Annotated in this window: 17 protein-coding genes; 15 read left to right on the forward strand and 2 right to left on the reverse strand. The window is 31.6% G+C overall.

Annotation, left to right across the window (positions count from 1 at the left end):
• Window positions 1-722 precede the first annotated feature (722 nt).
• On the forward strand, window positions 723-932 hold the full coding sequence (locus tag HF969_RS07940) for a hypothetical protein (RefSeq protein ID WP_090290249.1): 210 nt from the start codon (window positions 723-725) through the stop codon (window positions 930-932).
• Window positions 933-1,796: 864 nt separating this feature from the next.
• On the opposite strand, the gene HF969_RS07945 is transcribed toward HF969_RS07940, so the two are convergent.
• Window positions 1,797-3,026 (reverse strand): MFS transporter, encoded by a 1,230-nt coding sequence (locus HF969_RS07945; RefSeq protein WP_168427189.1) that lies wholly within the window; start codon window positions 3,024-3,026, stop codon window positions 1,797-1,799.
• 1,086 nt (window positions 3,027-4,112) lie between these two features.
• On the opposite strand from HF969_RS07945, the gene HF969_RS07950 reads away from it, so the two are divergent.
• The 10 genes from HF969_RS07950 to HF969_RS07995 all read left to right on the forward strand — a co-directional run bounded on the left by HF969_RS07950 (window position 4,113) and on the right by HF969_RS07995 (window position 17,407).
• Complete coding sequence (locus tag HF969_RS07950) at window positions 4,113-5,453, forward strand: sodium-dependent transporter (protein ID WP_210727912.1); 1,341 nt, start codon at window positions 4,113-4,115, stop codon at window positions 5,451-5,453.
• Between the two features lie 348 nt (window positions 5,454-5,801).
• Window positions 5,802-7,751, forward strand: a complete 1,950-nt coding sequence (locus tag HF969_RS07955; protein ID WP_090290251.1) for a fructose-specific PTS transporter subunit EIIC — start codon at window positions 5,802-5,804, stop codon at window positions 7,749-7,751.
• An 81-nt stretch (window positions 7,752-7,832) separates the two neighbouring features.
• Complete coding sequence (locus HF969_RS07960) at window positions 7,833-9,785, forward strand: BglG family transcription antiterminator (protein WP_090290252.1); 1,953 nt, start codon at window positions 7,833-7,835, stop codon at window positions 9,783-9,785.
• A gap of 15 nt (window positions 9,786-9,800) precedes the next feature.
• Complete coding sequence (locus HF969_RS07965) at window positions 9,801-10,763, forward strand: type I phosphomannose isomerase catalytic subunit (RefSeq protein WP_090290253.1); 963 nt, start codon at window positions 9,801-9,803, stop codon at window positions 10,761-10,763.
• Window positions 10,764-10,943: 180 nt separating this feature from the next.
• Window positions 10,944-11,423 carry a cupin domain-containing protein gene (locus HF969_RS07970; RefSeq protein ID WP_090290254.1) on the forward strand — a complete coding sequence of 160 codons (480 nt, stop codon included), beginning with the start codon at window positions 10,944-10,946 and terminating at the stop codon, window positions 11,421-11,423.
• A 406-nt stretch (window positions 11,424-11,829) separates the two neighbouring features.
• Window positions 11,830-12,147, forward strand: coding sequence for a helix-turn-helix domain-containing protein (locus HF969_RS07975; protein ID WP_168427190.1), 318 nt, complete (start codon window positions 11,830-11,832; stop codon window positions 12,145-12,147).
• A gap of 81 nt (window positions 12,148-12,228) precedes the next feature.
• Complete coding sequence (locus HF969_RS07980; RefSeq protein WP_090290256.1) at window positions 12,229-12,486, forward strand: hypothetical protein; 258 nt, start codon at window positions 12,229-12,231, stop codon at window positions 12,484-12,486.
• 598 nt (window positions 12,487-13,084) lie between these two features.
• Window positions 13,085-13,282 carry a hypothetical protein gene (locus tag HF969_RS07985; protein ID WP_090290257.1) on the forward strand — a complete coding sequence of 66 codons (198 nt, stop codon included), beginning with the start codon at window positions 13,085-13,087 and terminating at the stop codon, window positions 13,280-13,282.
• Between the two features lie 455 nt (window positions 13,283-13,737).
• Window positions 13,738-15,465, forward strand: a complete 1,728-nt coding sequence (locus HF969_RS07990; RefSeq protein WP_090290258.1) for a hypothetical protein — start codon at window positions 13,738-13,740, stop codon at window positions 15,463-15,465.
• A 1,462-nt stretch (window positions 15,466-16,927) separates the two neighbouring features.
• Entirely contained in the window at window positions 16,928-17,407 is a 480-nt protein-coding gene (locus HF969_RS07995) for a hypothetical protein (RefSeq protein ID WP_090290259.1), read from the forward strand.
• A gap of 143 nt (window positions 17,408-17,550) precedes the next feature.
• Here HF969_RS07995 and HF969_RS08000 read toward each other — a convergent pair whose 3' ends face one another.
• A complete protein-coding gene (locus HF969_RS08000) occupies window positions 17,551-18,075 on the reverse strand; it encodes a TetR/AcrR family transcriptional regulator (protein WP_090290260.1) in 525 nt (174 codons plus the stop codon).
• 154 nt (window positions 18,076-18,229) lie between these two features.
• Between HF969_RS08000 and HF969_RS08005 the strand changes: the two genes are divergently transcribed.
• From HF969_RS08005 to HF969_RS08015, 4 genes are all read left to right on the forward strand, one after another.
• On the forward strand, window positions 18,230-19,330 hold the full coding sequence (locus tag HF969_RS08005; protein ID WP_168427191.1) for a lipocalin-like domain-containing protein: 1,101 nt from the start codon (window positions 18,230-18,232) through the stop codon (window positions 19,328-19,330).
• 557 nt (window positions 19,331-19,887) lie between these two features.
• Entirely contained in the window at window positions 19,888-20,016 is a 129-nt protein-coding gene (locus HF969_RS10075; RefSeq protein ID WP_281241378.1) for a hypothetical protein, read from the forward strand.
• Window positions 20,017-20,053: 37 nt separating this feature from the next.
• Window positions 20,054-20,482 (forward strand): GNAT family N-acetyltransferase, encoded by a 429-nt coding sequence (locus tag HF969_RS08010; protein WP_090290262.1) that lies wholly within the window; start codon window positions 20,054-20,056, stop codon window positions 20,480-20,482.
• Window positions 20,483-20,663: 181 nt separating this feature from the next.
• A complete protein-coding gene (locus HF969_RS08015; RefSeq protein WP_090290263.1) occupies window positions 20,664-21,113 on the forward strand; it encodes an ASCH domain-containing protein in 450 nt (149 codons plus the stop codon).
• Window positions 21,114-21,163: the final 50 nt, after the last annotated feature.

Here is a 21,163-nt window from a genome sequence, read left to right on the forward strand (position 1 = left end):
TCTCATTTTAAAAATAGAATACTTTTAATATCAAGATTGTATGTGTCAGGAAGAAAAGAAAAAGAGACCAAGCAACTATTCGTTGCTTAGTCTCCATAAGGGCATCAACCCTATTTGACATAGAGCCAGGTTTTCTAACAGGCTCTAATGCTTGATAGAAAGCCTTTTTTATTTTTTAATATCTGATTTTACCTTATTTTGCATTGGTGGCATTGACTATATAACCAAAATTTTGAATTAAAAAAATAACTAGGTATATGATGTAGTATGGACAGGTATTTATTTATAAAACTTTAACCATTAAAATTATTTAGTGATATATCAGGCACTGATCGAAACTTAGTGTAAATTTAAAATGATATAAGCTTAAATTTTATTATATTATGATTGCTTTGAAAAAATTTAATAATTCCATTAAATCAAAAAACAAACGAATATGGGTTAAAATACTAGGAGAACGATGTTTTGATGACATTAACTTTTTGAGTGTAAAACCTAAAATATCTAAATTTTTATTAAAGTAAGGTGAAATCTATACTCAACTGGGCTTAATAAAATATATAATGTTAATAATGTTCTTAGTTTAAAGAGTTTGGCTTATAGAGGATTATGATTAATTTATTGTCTCGCGAGAATATGAATAACCCCTTTCTTAATTACCCTATACGAAAGAGGTGGAGATTGGTATAGTAGAGACATTAAATAGGAGAGGAGATGAAAGAGTGGAAAATAGAAAAATTGAACTCTTTTTCAATCATGGTTCTAGTTTAACAGTCATGATGGAACTCGAATCAAGATCTCATGATGAACGTGCTCTTCGAAAAATAATGAAACTTATTATTTCTAAACAACCAGATATTATAAAAGATATCAATGGTAATCAAATTGTTGTTGATTTTTCAAAAGTTAATTATGCAAGTTTCGTAAAGTAAACCCATAGGTAAACAATATTTAAAATTTAAAGGCCTCTTAACGGGGGCCTTTTTATCATGTGAAAAATCAAAGATATATCCACATGAATGAAACACTATTTATCTAAAATAAAAAAATAAATTTCAGAGGACAATTTCTTAAGATCTTATCATTCATTCTAGTGGCCTTAAGCTGCAGCTATGAAGAAAATTATAATGATTATCAAGTGTTTGAGTCAGAGGGTAATTATACGCCTGAAGGATGGTCCTTCATATCATCCATGAGAGAGTTAATTCGATACTTGTATAATCTTAAGAGAACTTACTTAGCTTAATTAATACATGCTTAACAAAGAAAATCTGAAATAATAATGTCGAATAAAAAAGTATATAAATTATGATTATAAGTAGAACATCGGATTGACTTCAAAATAAAATTAATTTGAAAAATTAGAAAGCGGAAAGGGGAATCATACTTTGAAAGAATATGAGAGTAAGAATGAGTATCCCCAATAAAAATAAAATAATTCAATTCTTATTACAGAATTTACTATTCTAATAGTTTGTTATTAGAGTAAAAATTATCAAATTCATTATTTTTAATTTTTTCTTAGTAAGACTTCATTGGACAAAGAGATTTATTGTTTAAATTCAACTTAATTGCTTTTAAAAGATATTATCTAAATAGTAAATCAGTCAAGAGGTACTGACTCAGCTCTTGACTGAATTAAATTTATAAATAACATTCATAGTTGATCTTTCACAATAAGTTGCAATCCAAATAGTGGGCGTCGCTCACATAATACTTAAACGAACCTTCTCTTATAGCTGTATTGAAATGATGATTACTATTTTGTAAGTGTTTAAAGATTAATTATTTTATAATTAATCATTCATGCTTATAGTTAGCTTTCTCAATTTTTTTTCTGATATTTTAATAAAAATCATTAAAAGTAATCCAGATAATATAAATATTGTGTATATATTAAAGTTGTCGAATAATAGTCCATATATACCCGCCCCTAAAGGAATACTCGACTCTATCATGACATCTAGTAAACTAAATAAGCGCCCCTGAATTTTTTGAGGAACTGTTTTTTGAAAATATCCTAATAAGGGTATTTTTCCTATTGATATACTGAAACCAGCAATAATAATAAGAATGAAGGATATAATTGATAATGCCCAAAAATGGTTTGAAAAAATAAGTATGGTAAACCCTAATAGAATAACAGATAGAGCTAATATGAACCACGATTTTATAATTGGGTTATAGAAGGGTTTTTTAAAATTTAATTTAGGATAAATGATAGCTCCCAGCATCATTCCTATTGGTAATGTTATTTGAAAGATACCGATAAATATTGTTTTACTCTCAAAGTAAGACAATATTAAGTAGGGGAGGCCTATTGAAAGTGATCCTAAAAGTAAATTGATGCCTAACATACTTAAACTTAGTATTAGAATAAGTTTATTTTTCCAAGCATACTTTAGTACGTAGTTTAAACTATAATCGCTATCACTATCATCAAAATTTTCTTCAATTAAGGAATCATGCAGCGGTAAATTAAGTATTAGTAATACAGCAAATAGCTCAAAAAATATTTCTAAAAATATGAAGCTATCTATTTTTAGGAAAATAAAGATAGAGGATGCAATAAACGGTGCTATTAAGGCACAGATCCCATTTATTGATTCAACAATTGAATTGAATTCATCTAACTCTTCTTCCTTATTTACAATATTAACAGCACTTGTCATTAAAGTAGTAGTAAAAATTGAATCACTCACTTGAAGGACTATTGAAAGAGCGATCACCCAATATAAATTAATTTTGTCGCTAAATCCTGTTCCGAAAATAAAAAGGATTAATCCTACTATACTCAGAAATTGAGCAAGGATCATCATTGTTTTTTTAGGGAAGCGATCAATATATTTACCAGATATTAAAGATGTTAATATGCTAAATATAGCACTAACCATAACTACTATTCCAAAGTCAGTTGCGCTCTTATTTTGCTGCAGTATCTTTAGGGATAGTATAAAAGCTAAAGTTCCACTACCTAATTGGGTTAGTATGAGTAGTATCGTAAGTTTAAATCTATTTTTTTTCAATATAGTACCTTCCGATCGTATGTATAAATGGAGTATTAGAAATGATTTTCATTGGATCTATAATATAAACTTATGAAATTTCATATCCAGTCATTATTAATAGAAACAATTGATACAAATTAAACACTAAGTATAGGTTGTTGATATATCTAAATTATACTTAGCAAAATAGTTATCAAAAATTAGCAAGCTTGAAAAATATTTACCAACTGAAATTTAAACTAGACATACTTATTTGAGACTACAAACTTTTTTCCTCCTAAAAAAAATAGACTAAAGAAACTTACTTTAGTCTATTTCAAAATATAAATTCCTCACATCTTAAAAATTTAAGGAACTATCTTTTGTTAATAATTTTAATTAATTTTTCCTAGATTATCTGCTTATCATTTAAACTAATTTCAACCCAATATCTAGTTAAATAAGAAAACGCATACAATCTCTATGCAAATTCTAATACTCTCAAAGTTATTTGTCAAATTTTTATGTAATTTATTTTTATTCTGTAATAAAATTTTATAATGATTATAAATTTACTGCTGATAAGTTAAGAAGACTTACTTAGATTAGCAAATACACTTCACCAAATGAACGGTTATCTGGTAGCTAAATCTAATAGACACAACAATTTGTGTAGATAATGAAATCTTCTTTAAACTCTCTTAATGAAGAGGAGTACTCCTTAATAAATGCAGTATTCTTTAGCTGTTATCGTAATATCTTTTAGGGTGTTTCTCATTTGACTTTCTAGTAAGCTTAATAGATAATTAGATAAATAAAATAAAGAAAGGAAATCACACAAATGAAATTCAACATTCATTCATGGCAGGCTTGGCATAGTTGAGTAGTCTAACTTCTGAAGTAAGAAGGCTAGGCTCACTTTATTTTTCATGTATAAATGGAGCCTATGCCAGTGTGATTTTCAATAGATAGTTTTAAAAAAGACACTGCATAGATTAATTCAAAATTGATGACGCAGTGTCTTTTTGTGTCTTTATATTGATGTGAGCTCCATTTCCGCTGAAAAATAAGTTTATAAGATTAGATAGTGACACTTCTAAACAGAGGAAACGAGGAGTGAAATAATTGAAAGACAAGAAAACGAAAAAGATAATAAGAGAAAGAGATGGTTTTCAAAGTAGGTTAGGTTTTATATTAGCATCAGTCGGTTCAGCGGTAGGGATGGGAAATATATGGTTATTCCCTTATCGTGTCGGGCAATTTGGAGGAGCGGCTTTTTTAATCCCCTATGTTCTTTTTGTGATTGTCATTGGTTTTACGGGAGTAATTGGTGAGATTGCGTTTGGAAGGGCGATGAAAGCAGGGCCTTTAATGGCCTTTAAGAAGGCAATGGCTAGAAGAGGCAAGACATATGGTGAATGGCTTGGCTTAATCCCCACAATTGGGTCTTTAGGGATCGCGATCGGCTACTCGGTTGTCATTGGCTGGATTTTAAGGTTTACCTATGGCGCAATCTCCGGTTCGATGATTCAAGCTGCGGATAGTTCAGTCTATTTTGAAAAGATCGCTGGGAATTTTGGAAGTATTGGCTGGCATCTAGCAGCACTAATCTTTACTTTTGGAATTATGCGAGTAGGTATTTCAAAGGGGATTGAAAGAATAAATAAAGTGCTCATGCCCGGATTTTTTATAATGTTTTTGGTTTTAAGTATTCGCGTTTTTTTCTTACCGGGAGCAAGTCTAGGGTATTCCTATTTGTTTCAACCCGAATGGGAAGCTTTAAAAAATCCTCAAACATGGGTCTATGCATTAGGCCAAGCATTTTTCTCCTTGTCTTTAGCCGGTTCGGGAACTTTGGTGTATGGGAGTTATTTAAGTAAAAGGGAAGATGTAGTCACTTCTGCCATCTATATTGCAGTAAGTGATTTAATTGCAGCGATGTTAGCCGCACTCATTGTTATTCCATCTGTGTTTGCTTTTAATATGGATCCAACCGCGGGTCCTCCCTTGATTTTTATCACCATGCCAGCGATTTTTAAACAAATGCCAGCTGGTAACCTCTTTGGCATTCTTTTCTTTATCGCAGTGCTCTTTGCAGGGATCAGTTCCTTGGTCAATTTATTTGAAGCTCCAATCGAAGCGCTTCAAGAAAAATTCCACTTTTCAAGAGCTAAAGCGGTAGGAATCGTTGCGAGTATAGCGGTAATCATAGGAATATTTGTCGAAAATGGTGCTATTTTAGGAATATGGATGGATATCGTGAGTATCTATGTGATTCCATTAGGAGCTATGTTGGCTGGAATTATGTTTTATTGGGTATGTGGACCGGACTTTGCTAGAAAGCAAGTGCAATTAGGGTACAATAAGACTTTGGGGCCATGGTTTGAGCCAATGGGCAGATATGTCTTTGTTGGTTTGACGATTTTTGTATATATTATGGGAATATTTTATGGTGGGATTGGTTAGATTGTTTACTGCATTTAAAAGGCCTTTATCTAGGATAATACTATAATTTAAAAGCAGAGATTGATGCGTGAAATTTAACCCCATCGATTATCATTGCTCTAAATCTATAAATGTTGAGACAATGAAGATTACACTTATCATTGCTATTTTTAAGTAAATACAGGTAATCACTGTCAGAAGCCTTGTTTTGATAAGGTTTCAGACAGTGATTATTTTTTTAAAATCATTTTCACAAGTCTAACGAAAGGCTTTGATAAGGGATTTACCACAACTAATGAAAAATAAAAAATTAAGAGAGGAGTCTTTTTTATTTATACTAAAATTACAAAGTAAAAGGAGGAAAAGAACATGAGTGATAAGCGCATAGTAGCCATTACTTCTTGTCCTGTCGGTGTAGCCCATACCTACATGGCAGCCGAAAATTTAACAAAAATGGGGGAAGAATTAGGAGTTGACGTCAAGGTTGAGACGCACGGTTCAATTGGTGTCGAAAATGAACTAACTGCCCAAGAGATAGAAGAGGCTGAAGGAGTCATTATAGCAGCCGATACCAAAATTGATTTAGCTAGATTTGCAGGGAAGCGAGTCGTACAAGTAGGTGTACAACAAGGGATTCAACGTCCAGAAGACCTAATAAATCGTATTTTGAACCATGATGCACCAATCGTTAAAGGTGAACAAAGAGAAACAGAACCATCTGGATCTTCAGAAGGCAGAATCGGACAGTTATTATATAGAAGTTTAATGGCTGGTGTTTCACATATGGTACCATTTGTGGTAACAGGGGGATTGTTAATTGCGATTTCTCTATCACTTGGCGGAGAACCTACTCAACAGGGATTAGTTGTTCCCGAAGATAGCTATTGGTCGATTATTCTAACAATCGGGGCAACAGCTATGGGCTTGATGATTCCTATTTTATCAGCCTTCATTGCACATGGCATTGCTGACCGACCCGGTTTAGTGCCAGGTTTTGTTGGTGGGATGATTGCGGCTAATGGCGCATTATACGGAAGTGAAGCGAATGCCGGATTCTTAGGCGGGATAATTACAGGTTTCTTAGCCGGTTTTATCGCTTTAGGTTTGAAGAAAATCAAAGTACCAAAAGCTGTTCAGTCCATTATGCCGATTATTATTATCCCAATCCTTTCCACCTTAGCGGTTGGAATCATCTTCATTACTGTGATAGGTGTTCCGGTAACGGCACTCTTTACCTCCATGTCTGAATTCTTACTGGGCCTACAAGGTGGGAGCGAAATTATCTTAGCCATGATCTTAGGCGCCATGATTGCCGTCGATATGGGTGGGCCATTTAATAAAGTAGCCTTCCTCTTTGGATCAGGAATGATTGAACAAGGAAACTATGAAATTATGGGGCCAATTGCCGTAGCAATCGCTATTCCACCAATCGCAATGGGACTTGCACCATTTGTTATGCGTAATAAATTCAGTAAAGCCGAAAGAGAAACGGGTAAAGCGTCCTTTACGATGGGACTCTTTGGAATTACTGAAGGGGCGATTCCATTTGCGACAGCCGATCCACTTCGAGTGATACCTAGTATTGTTGTAGGATCCATGGTGGGTAGTGTGGTAGCGATGTTGTCAAACGTCACCGATAGTGTAGCGCATGGTGGACCAATCGTGGCTGTATTAGGAGCAGTAGATAATGTCTTAATGTTCTTTGCAGCTACCATTGTAGGTGTGATGGTGACCTTAATCATGCTTCAAGTGTTGAAACCAAAACTTAAAGCACCTGTTAGGAGTACACCACTTAATAATAAAACAACGCCTACTGAAACAGCGGCTAAACAAGATACACTCTCAAGTACAGAAGCAGAAGTGCATCAATTAACAGATATTATAAGTGAAAATCAAATCATGTTAGATTTAGAAGCACCAACTAAAGAAGCTGCGATCGATGCAATGATCAATAAATTTGCAGAGGAAAATAAAATAACATCAGTTGAGACCTTTAAAACAGCTGTTACGAGCCGTGAAGCGGAAGGAACGACTGGTATTGGGAAGGGGATTGCCATCCCTCATGGCAAAAGTGACACAGTGAACGAGGCCAGTGTCGTATTTGCACGGTCGACCCCGGGATTAGATTGGGAGAGTTTAGATGGCGAAGCTGTTCATTTAATCTTTATGATTGCCGTACCTGCTCAGCAAAAAGGGGATATGCACTTGAAGATTCTTCAGATGCTCTCTAGAAAATTAATGGATGATGATTTTAGAAAGCATTTAATGGAAGCCAAAAATAAAGAAGAAGTTATGCGTTTATTAGCTACTATCCAATAAATCTAAATAAATACCCCAATCTATGGTAAATTAATACTATAATAAAGATTGGGGTATTTCATTTTGAATGGAGTAAGGCTTATGAGAGAAAGACAAAAATTATTATTGCGGGATTTATTACAAACGACTGTCCCGTTAAACACACAAGAAATGGCAGAAAAATTTGCCTGCTCAGAACGAACCATCCGCAATGATTTAAAAGTGCTTGAAAAATGGTTAAGGGCAAACAGTCAAGCAGAGGTTGTTCTAAAAAGACAGCCAGGTGTGGGGACTTATCTCGAAGCGGATCAAGCAGTGAAGGAACGTTTATTAGGTATTTTCGAAGACTATCAAACTGAATTTGAGTGGCAAAGTGAAAACCGTCAAAATAAAATCCTTTTTCAACTCTTAATGAACCAACAAGTCGTAACGATCGATGAGTTGTCAGAACAATTGTATGAATCCAAAAATACCATTCGACACGATTTAAAAACGATGCAACGCGCGATTCAACCTCAACAATTAGACTTAAGCATTGAACCGCGTATTGGCATTCAAATTACAGGCGATGAGCGAAACAAGCGTAAAGTATTGGCTCAACTAGTAAAGAAGTATACAAAAAACCAAGATAAAGAAGTCTATCTAGCGGAATTCTTTCAAAAAAGTGATCTACCTAAAATTAAAGAGTCCATTGCAAGCGTAGACGCTGCTTTATTGGACCAAGAAGCAAGTAACACACTAAATAACATTATCATTCATTTGCTCTTTATGGTCGAACGAATTAAAAAGCATGCCACACTCGAATTGACAGCTACAGAAAAGAAGTTAATTGCAGGTACAGAGGCTTATGCAAAAAGTGAACAAATTGCCGCAGAGCTTAGTAACAAATTATCAATTGCTTTTCCCAAAGATGAGATTGGTTATTTAGCCCTCCATATTGCAAGTTTACAAATGAATCAATACAGTGGAGCGAAGGATTCTCGAAATAAAATTATTCAACCCGTAGAAAAGATTATTGATTTGTTGATTAAAAATGTCAGCGAGATTCTAGCTGTCGATTTATCAAAAGATCTTTATCTTAGGAAAAACCTTCGCTTACACTTGGAAGCAGCCATCGTACGGGTGATTAGTAATTTTCATATTCAAAATCCTTTGTTAAAAGAAATCAAATATACCTATGCCTATTTATTTTTGATCATCCAATTTATCTTAGAAGATTATGCGGAAACGAATGATATCATTTTTCCTGAAGAAGAAATTGCTTATTTAACCATTCATTTTAAGGCAGCACTGGAACGATTGAATGAACACAAACAAGAATATCAAACAATTATTACTTGTGATTATGGGATAGGGGTTTCATCGTTATTAAAAGCAAAAATTAATCGGAGCTTCCCTGACCTGAAGATAGTAGCTTTACTCAGTGAAGAAGAGTTAAAAGACTATCCTTTAAAAGAAGCAATTGATTTAGTTATATCAACCAAAGAAATTAAAGATTTAAACCTTCCCCAAGTGGTAGTATCACCCATGATGGAAACGAAAGACATGAAAAAACTTCAATCCTTTGTCCAGCAAAAAGAAACCAAGCAACAGACTGCATTATTTGATTTGCATGATTATACCAACACTTTTTTAATTGAACCGCAATTAGAGGTTTCAACCAAGGAAGCCTGCCTATCCTTTATGTGTGAACAAATGGAAAAGAAAGGGTATATCAGTCCTCATTATAAAAATTCGGTCTTTGACCGAGAAGAAAGTTCGAGTACCCTGATTGCACCACTGGTCGCAATCCCTCACGGTAATGTGAAACATGTTTTAAAGAGTGGTATTTTTATTGTCACTTTAAAAGAACCGCTTGAATGGGGGAAAGGTAAGGCCCAGTTGATCTTACTCTTAGCGCTTCATAAAAAGGATCTTGGCCTTGTCCAAACAAAGGGAATTTTCACCGTTTTACATGAACTAACTGAACAACCGAAAAGGTTAACGCAATTATTAGAGAAAAAGACACAACTCGAAATTATGAAAGCGTTAAGTACAACAAAAGAAAGTCTGTAAAGGAGCAAAAGACACATGACAATCAACCAATTAAGACCTTCCTATAAAGATTATTTATGGGGTGGACAAAAATTAAAAGAAAATTATGGTAAGAAGACGGATTTAAATCCCTTAGCAGAAAGTTGGGAAGTATCGACACATCCGGATGGTCCTAGTTATATTTTAGGCGGACCACATGACGGGCTTACGCTTAAAGCTTATCTTGAAGAGAAAAACCAAGCACCGCTTGGCACTAAGGGTCAAACTTTTGACCGATTTCCTGTATTAGTCAAGTTTATTGATGCCCTAGGCGAATTATCGATTCAAGTTCACCCGAATGATGAGTATGGCTTCAAACATGAAAATGAATATGGCAAAACCGAAATGTGGTACATCTTAGAAGCCGAACCAGGGGCCAAAGTGTATTACGGAACGAAAGAGCCAATCAGTAAAGAAGCCTTTAAACAATCGATTGAAGACCAGACGGTCTTAGATAAATTAAACCACGTAGCAGTCAAAAAAGGCGACGTAATTTTTGTCGAGGCTGGAACCATTCATGCCATCGGTAAAGGTATTGTCTTATGTGAAGTACAGCAAAACTCAAATACCACCTATCGCGTGTATGACTATCACCGAAAAGATGCAGAGGGTAATCTAAGAGATTTGCATATTGATAAAGCTTTAGATGTAGCAACCCTAACTCCGTTAAATACTGATTTTGAACCTGCAGAAGTAGCAAAAACATATGAAAACCATACCAAGCAACTCTTAGCTTCTTCATCTTACTTTAACGTTCAAAAAGTAGAAGTAGGCGGAAGCTTTACTCAATCGATCTCAAAAGAAAGTTTTAAATCGATTACGGTAATTGAGGGATCGATTACATTCGAGGATAACAATCATTCACTGACATTGAATAAAGGCGAGTCTGCTTTCATTGATGCAGGAAGTCAACATATTAAAACAGATGGACCAGGAACTTACTTATCGGTATCTGTATAAAAAAAGTACCTACTGTCTATTCAGGCGGTAGGTCTTTTAATGTGTGCGCTAACAATAAGGGCAAGAAAGTCCAAATTTAAAATTACACAAAGAATAATAATCAGTGATAGAGTCTGAGGAAGAAAGCAATTTTCGGCACAGCTTGTATGTTAAACTAATAAAAAATGTGAGGAGCTTATTATGAATAAAACAATTGAAGAATGGGTAAGGACATTAGATATGAAAGAACATCCTGAGGGTGGATATTTTAGTGAAGTTGAAAGATCACAAGACAAACTAAAAATTGATGGAAAAGAACGCTCTCTGTTCACGAGTATTTATTTTCTATTGGAAAAAGAAAACCCCTCACATTTTCATCGTTTAACTGCTGATGAAATATGGTACTATCATTATGGACAGCCATTAACCGTTCATATGATTTCACCAGAGGGTGTTTATACCAAAGCTATTTTAGGACTGGATGTTACAAGCAGTCAAGTGCTACAATATCGTGTTCCTAAAGGTACAATCTTTGGTTCAACTGTTAAAGAGGGTTTTTCACTTGTATCGTGTATGGTTTCACCCGGGTTTGAGTATGAGGATTTTGAATTGTTTAGTTACCATGAACTTATCGAACAATACCCAGAGTATGAAGAAATTATCAAAGTATTGAGCAAATAATGAAGGGGGGAGAAACTTAGCGTTTCTTCCCTTTTTTTAATCCCCTTTTTTATTTGAATAAGCTTTTTTAAATAAAAAATTGGGCTTTCTATCTTTTAAGTACTTTCAAAAATTAGAGTTACATAACGGATTCTTGGTATCATTTCACGGGTGTTAGTTTTATGTATAGAATAAATTTCGTATAGTTATCTTTAAGAAAAGCTGAAAGGAGTTCGTATTTTATTACAGGCTCTTTCTTAGATAAAAACAACTTACAAGAAATGCTGATATAATGAAGAGTTATACTATATTTTAATAAGTATAGGTACTTGTTACTCAAAGTAACACTAAAGTTCTTGATAGTAGATTTATTGATGAGAATTTTTATGGTTGACTATAACTATAAAAGATGAATAGGAGTGATAATATGCAACTAGGCGATAAGATAAAAGAATTACGAAGAAAAAAAGAATACAGTCAAGAGGAATTGGCTGAAAAAATAAATGTTTCACGTTCAGCAGTAGCGAAGTGGGAAAGTAATAATGGCATACCGGATATTACAAATCTTAAAAAGCTTTCTGAACTTTTTGCAATGAGTGTGGATACATTAATAGACTATACAAACGAATTAGAAGATATTTCCCTTGATCAAAATAAATCAGAACTTGATTCCTCTTATATAGGTGGTTTCTATGATATTGATTTAGCGGGTTGGAATGATGGTGTATTTAACGCTTATATTTAAAATGAAGATGAAAACTTTATTTTTTATTTGCTTAAAGACAAAAACATTAAAACACACGGTCTAATAGGCAAGAAATATATAGTGGATATTAGTCAAAGTTCAAAACAATTTGAGCTAGAAAAGGAAGATGTCTTTCAAAGGAGGTTAGAGGATTTTTACAGAAAGCCAGTCTCAATTGAAGTCGCCATGAAACGTGGTTTATTAGGTTTTGTTGATTTTAGAAATGAGGATTTTCTTAAAACCTCTATCGAGTCATCTGATCAAAAGAAAGTCGTATTGGAATTTGGAAGAGAAATATTGTTATCTGACATTTGTAAAATTGAAGAACGATCAGATTAAATAACAAGAGAGAAAATAGTTATAATTGAACGAAGACGGTAGATTAAATAGCTATCGTCTTTTTTCATATAAAGATTAGTTCTAAAATTAACGAATTTGAAAGTTCGAAAATAGATCATTGAATAAATGATCTAATCAGGTTATTAACTGATAAAAAATATACTTAATTTTCTGAAAACAGCTATTCGTTTGTAAATAACAAAAAGTTTTATTCTAATAATGTTGGATAATGATTGAACTAGAAATGAAAATTTTATCTTTATATTGGTAGAATAGTAAATTCTTATTGTATGTGAAAATAGAAGAAGTTTATTTAAATAGTGGCTATCATTTATATATTATTAGACGATTTTAGTGATTAATAATAGGTTTGAATGAAGCTTCAGTCAGAGCTTAAATAGTTTTGAACAAAAGGTCCTAATAACCTATAATGAATGGGAATACAAGTTACATTAACATTCAAATTGCTAATACTTAAACATTAAAGTAATTTTTTTTTAGCATTAAATGCCATAAGGTTGCTTTTAAAGATTAAAATGAACGACTAATTAAAAAGAGGATAGTGAAAGATTGCTTGAGATGAGATTAGAAGTTGGTAATGGATAATAGTAAAGTAGTAATAGTTGTATCTCCGTCAGGGTTTGCACCTTTATTGCACAAAAACGAAAACGTAGTTTTTGATAAAAAAATAGAATTTTTAGGAGGATATTATATGGATCGAAGCTTTTGGTTTATTATGGTATGCGCAGCAATTTCAGTAGTTTGTGCAATAATTTCGTATAAGAAAGAGAAGTAAATAAATTCCAGTTTGGAGGGAAAATATTTTTCCTTAATCGTGTGAAAATAACGGTCTAGAACGATTATTTTTTCAACATAATTTACTCGTGTCATAATTATGACAACGGAAAATAATAACGATGTTGAATGGGTTTTAGGTCTTCTATTAAAAAAATAATGATTGATAAGCTTTTTGACTATTTTTAAAGGTGATTTATTTAAAAGAAAAGTTAGTGAAATAAAATAGTGCTATCATTTATGTCATGGCAAATATATCGTATTTATATTTTAAAGATGTACAATAATTAAACGATAACTAGAAAAGAGATTAGAAGAAATCAATATAATTTCTTCTAATATTTGTGATTTGATTTTTCTTTTTGTAGATGTAGAGATTTGTCCTAAAAGCAACTCAAGTATAGTGATATTTTAATATGTTACTATTTTAGTGAGTAAAATAGTAAGGAGGTAAGTATGTTCAGTAATAAAGTATTTTATTCGTGGCAGTCTGAATTGCCACCAAATAAAAACAGAAATTTTATTGAAGAAGTTTTGAAAAGAGCAATTAAAAATTTAAATAAAGAGATAGAGATTCAAACTTCACTTGATAAGGATACTTTAGGTGAGCTAGGTAGTCCAGATATTATTAATACTATTTTGAATAAAATAAAAGAATGCTCATTTATGGTTGCAGATATATCTTTAACAGATGGAGATTCACCAAATGCAAATGTAATTTTTGAACTGGGGTACGGAGTTTCAGAACTAGGTTGGGAGAGGGTAATATGTCTTTTCAATACTAAGTATGGAAGGATAGAGGATTTACCATTTAATTTAAGAGGAAAGCGTATAACGGTTTATAATTCAGATGCACCTAATGACAAGAATAGATTAATAAAAATTATAGAAAAAACGATTAGTGACCTAATACCTTCTTTTGATGGCTTGAAAGTTGAAAGAGTTTTAGATAAACAAAAACTTGATAAACTTTTAGTAAACGTTATAAAATATTTTGAAAATATATATGGAAGTTTTGAAAAACTAAACTCAATATCGGATGTGGAGTTAAAAAAGATAATTGAAGGTAAAAGTATAGTTGGTTTCTATTTATTTAAAAATTTTGACATCATCATATCAGAACTAGAGAAATTATTAAAAAGTGAAAGTAAATTTTATTCTAAAAGAGAAGTAAAGAATTTAATAGCAAGTTTATTAGTTTATTTAAAAGAATTCAATTATTATATCAATAATAGGAATAATCCCGATTTATTTATAGATACGTATAAGACTAATAAAAAACTTAAGGTTATAAATAGTAAAGATTTAAACAATAATAACAAAGATGGGTATTTATTAATAAATAAGTTAGATGTAGACAAGGGACAAGTTCAAGATTTTGGTGAGATTAGGAATTTAATACTTGTAAAGAAAGCAACTAATTATTTTATTATTTCTTATGAAAAATTGAGTAAATATGTCGATTTAAGTTCTAAAATACTACTATTAATAGTTAATTATTTCAACGAATATATGGTAGATTTAGATCTATTTAACGATTTTAAAATTCAAAGGATTGATGATCTTAATAGACAGTTACAATCTTATAAAGACATAGACCTAACAAATGAGAGTATTGAAAAATTAGAATCGATAAACTTAGATCAATTATTATATTTTCCTTATGAAGAAGTAATTTTAACAAATATTATTTTTCACTTAAAGAAAGTTGGTTATCTTTTTAATAAAGACGAGTATATTAATGAGGTAATAGGAAATTTTTATGAATATCAGTTTAATATAAATACTAGAGTAATTGAGAGAATAGATAAGAGTCTTATAAGTGAAAAAGAATATTATAGGTTAAAAAAAGAACCAGATCTTTATAATGTAAAACAAGTAATACTGCCTAATAAGATTCTTAGTAAAAATAGATTAATATTTGATGAAGAATTGATTAATCAAAGCGACGAATTTAAAAATATTGCTGATAAGCTACAATTTAATTTACTTCAGTTAACTCCACAATTAATTAAAGAGACAATAAAAATGTCATTTAAACCTAATTTTTATTTAGATAGAAATAATATCATGAAAAAATTTTACTCGAATATGAAGTCAATTGAACAAGATGTAAAGTTATTTTTATATTCTATAAATCAAGAATCTGATACAATAGATTTTGAGAAAAATAAATATGTGTAATGCATTTAATAGTGATAATGATACTTAGTAACGATAAAATTAGCTCTTTCAATCTTTCTTAAAAGAAAGCAAATTAATTGTTAATAAGAAAAAATTAAGATAAAAATGGATATCAAAGGAGATACAAATATTCTAACATGGTAACTGAATTAAAAATTTCTGGAGAATTTATATAACGGAATTCAAGAAATAAATTGATTAAGAGTCTTTTCAAATATGAGCCAACATTTTATGTGTTATGAACTTTATCAGTTGGAATTAAACGATTGCAGAAGATAGCTTATATTTTGTGTTCAATAGATTTTTTTAGATAAAAATAAATTTGAAAAAGTTTAATTACACATAGTAACACAAGTCTTCGTGAAAAAATAATTATTATTTTACAAGGAAAAGGAGAACATGTTACGTTTAGTAATCGTGAGAATGAATTTCTATCACTCTTAACTAGTTTCTACAATTCAGCTATATATTTAAGATTTAACATAAAAATTAGTTGGATAAGGAGTTTATCTTTTAAGGTAATACATAATCAAGTATTTTGATGAAGAATATTTTGAAGTTCTGTTTTCTAGTAAGCGAATTTAAGTTACTGAGAAAGTGAAAGAATAATTTGGCTGTATAGTTGATAGTCTTTACAAAAGTATTATGTTTAAATAAATAAATAAAGGAGCGATATTAATAAAATATTTACATATGAGCTTAGAGTTGATTCTAAAGCGAGTAAAAATTTTGAGGTTATTATCCTAAAACATCACTCAGGCAAACACTAATGAATGAAACTTTGCTTTAAAAGAGCTCTTAATTTTTAAGATGTTATAAAGTTAGTAGTGAATTTTTTAAGTATATTGATGGAATAGAGCCATTAGAGTTTGATCCACCTATGGTATTGGAGTATTTACAGAAACTAATCAAAGGAAATATTTCTAAGAACTTAATAGATGATGCAGAACATATGTATGGAGACCACGGATATTCAAGAGTTAGATTTGAGTTAGTAAATCCATTTACAAATATAACTGTTGTAATTGATTATTCATTTGTAGAGCAATGTTGGGCGATTTTTCACAGAATAAAAAAGAGGAACTAAAATTAGAAGATTTAAAATCTAAAAGAACAGAAGGATTACATAGAAGAAAGGTTAGTTACTATTATAAATGAAGTAGAAATTTATCAGAGTATAAATTATAAAGAATTTTTTATTAATAGAATAGAAGAATCAGCTGAAGAAAATATTAAGTAATTGATAATTGATAGAAGTTGTGATTATTAGCAACAATAAATAAAGAAATGGTATTTAGTGAAAGGCAAATTTTTTTTATTTTTTAAGCGACTCGATCTCATGTCATAATTATGACAACGGAAAACAGTTACGAGAGTGAATGGATTTCAAGTATTTTAATAAAAAAATAAAATATAGATTGTTTTCTTTTTAGAGTGAGTATTGAATAAGTCTGCTCTATAAATGAAACTAAGTGAAAAAATAGACTTAACTGAGGTGAATGAAGTGATAAAAAGCATGCTGATCATTTTATTTTTAGCAGGTAGTATTCATAATTTTTATGTTTCTAGGAAGAATGATGTCTATATTGCGAAAAAAATGAATTTGATACTGATATTAATTCTGTTCGGTCTTGTTTCCTTCTATCTTTGCTATCAATTAGATCATACATTGTTAGGTTATATTATCGTCGTTTCAGCAATTATATATTTAACGTCATTTACTTCCACACCCGGAATCGGAAAAGATGGAGTTAATGTGATGATGGGAACTACAACACTAATAAAAAATATTAAGTTTAAAGATATTCAGGGTATAGCTTTTAAGGAGACTACTAATAAGGACTTTAAAGTTTTAATAAATGCTTTTGGAAGTGAGTACCATCAAATTTATGAAAACAAAAATAAAGTTAAAGTAGTTGAATTATTTAAAAAAGTTAAATAAAATCCATGTTGTAAAAAAGCTTATATAGACATAAAAAAGGACGGTAGAATTAAAATCTATCGTCCTTTTTATGTCTAAATCTGTTCTATTTTACGTCTTTGATGGTTTTAATAGTTAGGGGCTATCATTATTAGGATTAGAGATTAATGTTTAACGATATCTAATATATTGTCAGCTAATTGCTCGGGAGTATAGTTTTTACTGTCTTTCGTCCAATTAAAAAGGGTATAAAATAATCCGCCTTCTATGAATTTAAGCTGAAAATAGTTTAGCGAACTTGGAATATTTATTTTTTCTAAGGCTCGTGTAATATAATTTGAAAAAGGTGCTAATAATAAGTGAGTAAGATCATCTCGGATCAGTAGGAGGGCTTGATCATGATTTTCCTCAAAGCGGTCAAAAGACATAATAATAAGTTTCTTTAAATCCAATTCTTCCTTGTTGATATTATCAAACATTAAAAGAAAATCTTCAAACATGATGTCATAGTATCGAAGTATAATATCTTCTTTGCTGTTAAAGTTTCGATAATATGTTAAACGTGAAATACCCGCTTTCTCCGTAATTTCTGTTATGGTAATTTCATGAAATGGTTTGTTTTTCATCAGCAAAAAGAGTGCTTCAATGATCCAGAGACTGCTTCGTTCTTTTTGTTTATTTTTTTTCATTCTTACATGTTCCTCCTTAAAATTTGTAACAGAATGCCTATCAATGTATCTTGATTTATCACAAGTTTCAATGATACACTAAATGTGTAACAAATGCTACATGGTATACAAATGTTTCACTACTTAAATGCATAAAATAAGGAGGAGAATTCATATGGAAAAGAAACTTGCGGTAAAGTATGGAATTGAACCAAGACATTATGAAAAGGCTGGTAACCGTAAAGACGTTATTGCCGAATGGGAAGACGGATTCCGAACAAATGGAGAGGAAAATACTTTTGAGTGGTGGTATTTTGATTCTCATTTAAGCGATGGTACCGGATTGGTCATCATATTTTATTCTAAGACTGTATTTGACGCTCAAGGGCCATTAAAGCCGATGGTTTCTTTTGAATTAACAACACCAGATGGTAAAAAAATTGAACAAGCCGTTTTCGCTCCGGCAGACGAATTTAGCTCCTCTAATGAGACTTGCGATGTACGTGTCGGTGATTGTACGTTTAGAGGTAATCTCAAAGAATATGAGATTCATTTTGAAAAAGATGATATTGTTGCTGATATTAAGTTAACTGGAAACATCAGAGCGTGGAGACAGGGCAACTCATTTAATTATTTTGGTGATCAAGAAGAGAAGTATTTTGCATGGTTGCCATCTGTACCTGAAGGAAATGTGGAAGCCGAGATAACGATCGATGGCGTTACAAAGACGCTTACCGGTACCGGCTATCATGACCATAATTGGGGCAATGTGAACATGGCAGAACTTATCCATCATTGGTATTGGGGACGTGCCCGAGTAGGAAAATATAATCTGATTACTGCGCATACGTATAGCGAAGAGTCATACGGTTATGAGCCACTGATTACTTTTATGCTGGCAGAAAACAATGAGATCATTATTGGCGATGATGACACGTACAAATATGTGACTTTTACTAAAGAGGACGAGCATATTGACGAGTATACAGGAAAGCCTGTTGCCAATAAAATTGTTTTTGATTATAACGATGGCAAAAAGCACTACCGTGTAACTTATGAGAGAAAAAATGATATCGCTAAGCATCGAATGATTGATACACTTACCGGAGAAGCCAAGGAATTTGCTTCATTAGTAGGTTTTGACGGAGCTTATCTGCGGTTTAACGGTCAAGTGACTGTTGATAAATTGATTGATGGAGAGATTGTAGAAACAGTGACAGAGCCATCTGCCGTATGGGAGTTAATGTATTTCGGTAAAACGATGACTAATCTATAGTTTCCCACCTAAATCGATCACAATTTATTTTTATAATTGTCATTTAGTTTAATACCAGAGAATTCACTCGAGAAGCGTCATGCTTTTCCTGTGAATTCTTTTTTTGAAGATTTTTATAAAGGTTTAATTTATTTGTATTAAAAGTCGTTGTTCGGGCTGTAAATGCGTTTATGGTTTTAGATTTGAATAGGGCTTATTTACAACAGGAAGATATATAAATATTAACTGTAATATCGCGATTTTTTAGAAATTTAAATAGATATTTAATAAATGACCGAAGTAAAAAGCTATTATTTATCCTTAATCTCCGGAAAACAGCTTAAAATGGATAGATTTTATTTTAAACACCGGTCCCATTTATACACTGTTAAAGGAATAGAGTAACTAAAAATAGGCTTGATATAATCCTCACTCTCTTTTAAAATTTTTTTGTACAAAAGGTCTTAATAACCTATAATGAAAGGGAATACAAGCTTTGAAAAACATTTAAATAGTAAATAATTTTTCATTAAAGAGATTACTTCTATATTTAAATAATATTTAGGTAGCTTGTAACTATGAATATGAAGTACGAATTGAAAAGAGGAAAGCAATTGATTACTTCAGATGAGATTAAAAGTTGGTTATGGGCGGGAGCCAATGAGCTAAGAGGTTCGATGGATGCTGGGTATTCAGCTCTCTATTAGAGAAACAAAAATTTAAAACAGGGTAGATTTACTTACAATGAATAAAAATATAATTTTCAAAAAATCTAAGATTATAAAAATCTCGTTAGATAAAAATCAAAACAAACAAATATCCTCTCATGAAAAGATTTGTAAGGGATGCAGTTTAGATAACGTTGTTGCCTATGATATTTTTTATGAAAACAATGTAATTGGTTTTGCAATGCTCAGAAAATACGATTCAACTAAATGGTTTTTGTGGAACTATGCTATAGATAAAAATTTCCAGGGTAGAGGTTTAGGAGAGGAATCCTTACAGGCACTTATTTTATTGATGAAAAGGGAATATGATGCGACAGAGATTTCTACAACTTACCTTTTTGGTAATGATGCAGCTAAAAAACTATATACTAAGGTTGGGTTTTATGAGACGGAGGTAATTGAAGAAACGGATTGTCATGAAGTAAATATGTTAATGAAACTATAAAGTATGGGACTTCCGGATTAAGCACCTGGTTTTTATGTCATAATTATGACAACGGAAAATAGATACGATGTTAAGTGGGTTTCAGTTCCTTATCAGAAAAGTAAAACATGTAATGGTATCAAATAAACTTAATAAGCAAGACTTTGGAATTAATAAATAGAATAAGAAAAGGAAAAATAGAATGAGTGATCTTATAAAAAAGTATTGGAAGAAATTTTGCGAAGAAAAACAACTTGACGAAGAAACTGAATATGATGCGTGGAGCTTTGGTAATACTAAGCAAATGGCCGACGAATTAGCTGAGCTAGTTAACAAAGGAATAAAGACGGCGACAACATCTGCATACGAATTGTATGAACAAGATGACCTTCTTCCAGAAGTTGGGGAATTTAACATAATATTAAATGGTTCAGGAGAGCCTGTATGTATTACGCAAACAAAGGTAGTGTATATCATGCCTTATAATCTCATAAGCCCTGAACATGCATGGCATGAAGGGGAAGGGGATAGAAGTTATAATTATTGGAGAAGAGTACATGATCAATTTTTTGAAAGTGGATACAAAGATTTCGGTAAAAAATTTTATGAGCAGGCACCTATGGTTTGTGAAGTTTTTGAAAAGATATATTAAGCATGTTAATAGTAGTTTGTAGATGTAAAAAATTCTCCTGAATTAAGAAA

The organism is Facklamia miroungae, assembly GCF_012396555.1.
GTDB classification, from domain to species: domain Bacteria; phylum Bacillota; class Bacilli; order Lactobacillales; family Aerococcaceae; genus Facklamia; species Facklamia miroungae.